Here is a 2,670-nt window from a genome sequence, read left to right on the forward strand (position 1 = left end):
CCTTGGTGGGCAGGCCGCCGGCATCGATCCGCGGACGGACATCACCCCCGCCGCCGACGGCATAGACACCGGGCCCGACCGGCTGGAACAGGGCGGGATCGACGCGTTCTTCTGGTCCGGCGGCCTGCCCACCAAGGGGCTGGCCACGCCGGGCGGCAAGGGCGCCTTCCGGTTCATCCCGATCGACGCCGACCTCGTCACCGAGCTGCACGCGCAGGGCGAGGAGACGCGTTACTACCGCGCCACCAACATGCCCGAGTCGGCGTACCCGGGCATCCAGCACGGCGTCGAGGTGCCGACGATCGCGGTGTCCAACCTGCTGATGACCCGCGCGGACATGGACCCCCGGCTCACCGAGTGGGTGACCCGCACCGTGATCAAGAGCCGCGACGGCATCGGCGCCCATGTCCACTCCGCCCAGCTGGTCGACCTGCGCACCGCCATCTACACCGACCCCCTCCCGCTCCAGGAGGGCGCCCGGCGCTACTACCGGTCGGTCAAGCCCTGAACCTCGGCACCGACACCGTCACCCGCAGCCCCCGCGGCTCGTGCGGGCCGTAGGCTATCGAGCCGCCGCCCGCCTCCAGGAGGGCGCGGGTGATGGACAGGCCGAGCCCGGATCCCTTGATGTTCTGATGGCGGCCGCTGCGCCAGAAACGGTCGCCCACGCGCGCGAGTTCCTCCTCGGTGAGGCCGGGCCCGGTGTCGGTGACGACGACCCTGGAGGTGTCCCCCTCGAAGGAGACGGAGACCTCGACGGCGCCTCCCTCGGGGGTGAACTTCACCGCGTTGTCGATCACCGCGTCCAGCGCGCTGGACAGCGTGATCGGGTCGGCCCAGCCGGTGGTGGCCGGGCAGTCGCCGGTCAGCCGGACCCCCTGGGCCTCGGCGGCCGGCGTCCAGGCGGCCAGCCGTTCCTCCGCGAGGGCGCCTATGTCGGTCAGGCTCAGATCGGCCTCGGCGTGCTCGGCGAGCGCCAGGTCGAGCAGGTCGTCCAGGACATGGGCGAGGCGCTTGCCCTCGGTGCGCACCGAGGCGATCTCCTCGTTGTCCTCAGGGAGTTCGAGCGCGAGGAGTTCGATGCGCAGCAGCAGCGCGGACAGCGGGTTGCGCAGCTGGTGGGAGGCGTCGGCGACGAAGGCGCGCTGCTGTTCCAGCACCTCCTGGACATGGTCCGCCATCTCGTTGAACGAGTGGGCGAGGCGCCGGAGTTCGGGCGGCCCGCCGGCGGCCGCCACCCGGGACTTCAGGCGCCCGGTGGCGATGTCGTGGGTGGTGGCGTCCAGGACCCGTACCGGCCGCAGCACCCAGCCGGTCAGCCGTAGCGCCGCGCCGACGGCGAGCAGCATGGCGGCGATCTCACCGGCCCCGATGAGCAGCCAGCCGTGCAGGATCCGCAGCCGCAGCGGCCCCGTGGGCGAGTCGGTGACGACGACCGCGATCACGTCCCCGTCCCGGATCACCGGTGAGGCGACCACCAGCCGGCTGTGCTGCCAGGGCCACGCCTGCTGGGGGTCGTGGCTGCGCCGGCTGAGCAGCGCCTCGTCGAACGCCTCCCTGACCTCCCCCGACGGCGGTACGAACCAGTCGCCGGGCGCGTTGGCCATGGCGGAGCCGTTGCGGTAGAAGACGCCGGCGCGAATGCCGTAGACGCCGTAGTAGCTGTCGAGTTCGCTGCGCAGGGTCTCCCAGCGCTCGTCCGTGCCGGTGCGCCGGGAGCCGCCGGGGCCCTCGGTGACGAACTGGGCGAGCGCGGCGAAGCGTGCCGTGTCGTCGATCCGGTCGACCACGACCCGCTGTTGCTCGGAGGCGGCCATGCTGACGGCGAGCGGGACGCCGAGGGCGAGGAGTACGGCCGCCATCAGGACGATGAGCAGCGGCAGCAGCCGTGTGCGCACCCGTCCCCGCTAGGCGGCCGGGGCGACGAGCCGGTAGCCGACGCCGCGCACGGTCTCGATGAGCGCGGGCAGGCGCAGCTTGGCGCGCAGGGAGGCGACATGCACCTCGAGGGTGCGTCCGGTGCCCTCCCAACTGGTCTGCCAGACCTCGCTGATGATCTGCTCCCGCCGGAAGACCACACCGGGGCGCTGGGCGAGCAGCGCCAGCAGGTCGAACTCCTTGCGGGTGAGCTGGACGACGGAGCCGTCCACGCTGACCTGGCGGGTCGGCAGTTCGATCCGCATCGGGCCGAGGTGCAGCAGGCCCTCGGCGGTCTGCGCGGACTCCTCGTGGGCGGTGCGCCGGCTGACGGCGTGGATCCGGGCGAGCAGTTCCCCGGTGTCGTACGGCTTCACCACGTAGTCGTCGGCGCCCAGGTTGAGCCCGTGGATGCGGGAGCGGACGTCGGAGCGGGCGGTGACCATGATCACGGGGGTGCTGGTGCGTTTGCGGATCTTGCCGCAGACCTCGTAGCCGTCCTGGTCGGGCAGGCCCAGGTCGAGCAGGACCACGCCGAAGCCGTCGCTCTCGGGGATGAGCGCGCGCAGGGCCTCCTCGCCGTTGCGCGCATGGGTGACATCGAATCCATGCCTGGTCAGCACGGCGGACAGGGCCGCGGCGACATGGTTGTCGTCCTCGACGAGCAGCAGTCTCATTCCGGCCCCCTCCGGTTCAGTGGTCGTACGGACATTGTTTATCCGCCTTGCAGATCATGTGCCCGCGCGCGGGCAC

Annotated in this window: 3 protein-coding genes; 1 reads left to right on the top strand and 2 read right to left on the bottom strand. The window is 71.9% G+C overall.

Annotated features, from left to right (window positions below):
* On the top strand, nucleotides 1-508 hold a 508-nt coding region (locus tag CCN72_RS27940; RefSeq protein ID WP_143664220.1), incomplete at its 5' end, for a TAXI family TRAP transporter solute-binding subunit.
* Here the strand turns inward: CCN72_RS27940 and CCN72_RS27945 are convergent.
* Complete coding sequence (locus CCN72_RS27945; RefSeq protein ID WP_086810634.1) at nucleotides 498-1,898, bottom strand: sensor histidine kinase; 1,401 nt, start codon at nucleotides 1,896-1,898, stop codon at nucleotides 498-500. The genes CCN72_RS27940 and CCN72_RS27945 overlap by 11 nt on opposite strands.
* Before the next feature lie 9 nt (nucleotides 1,899-1,907).
* Complete coding sequence (locus CCN72_RS27950) at nucleotides 1,908-2,594, bottom strand: response regulator transcription factor (protein ID WP_086810636.1); 687 nt, start codon at nucleotides 2,592-2,594, stop codon at nucleotides 1,908-1,910.
* Nucleotides 2,595-2,670: the final 76 nt, after the last annotated feature.

This window comes from Streptomyces murinus (genome assembly GCF_002154555.1).
Taxonomy (GTDB): domain Bacteria; phylum Actinomycetota; class Actinomycetes; order Streptomycetales; family Streptomycetaceae; genus Streptomyces; species Streptomyces murinus.

Excerpts from the sequence above, each read along its gene's own strand:
- CCN72_RS27950 (WP_086810636.1), bottom strand. The coding sequence starts at position 2,594 with ATGAGACTGCTGCTCGTCGAGGACGACAACCATGTCGCCGCGGCCCTG.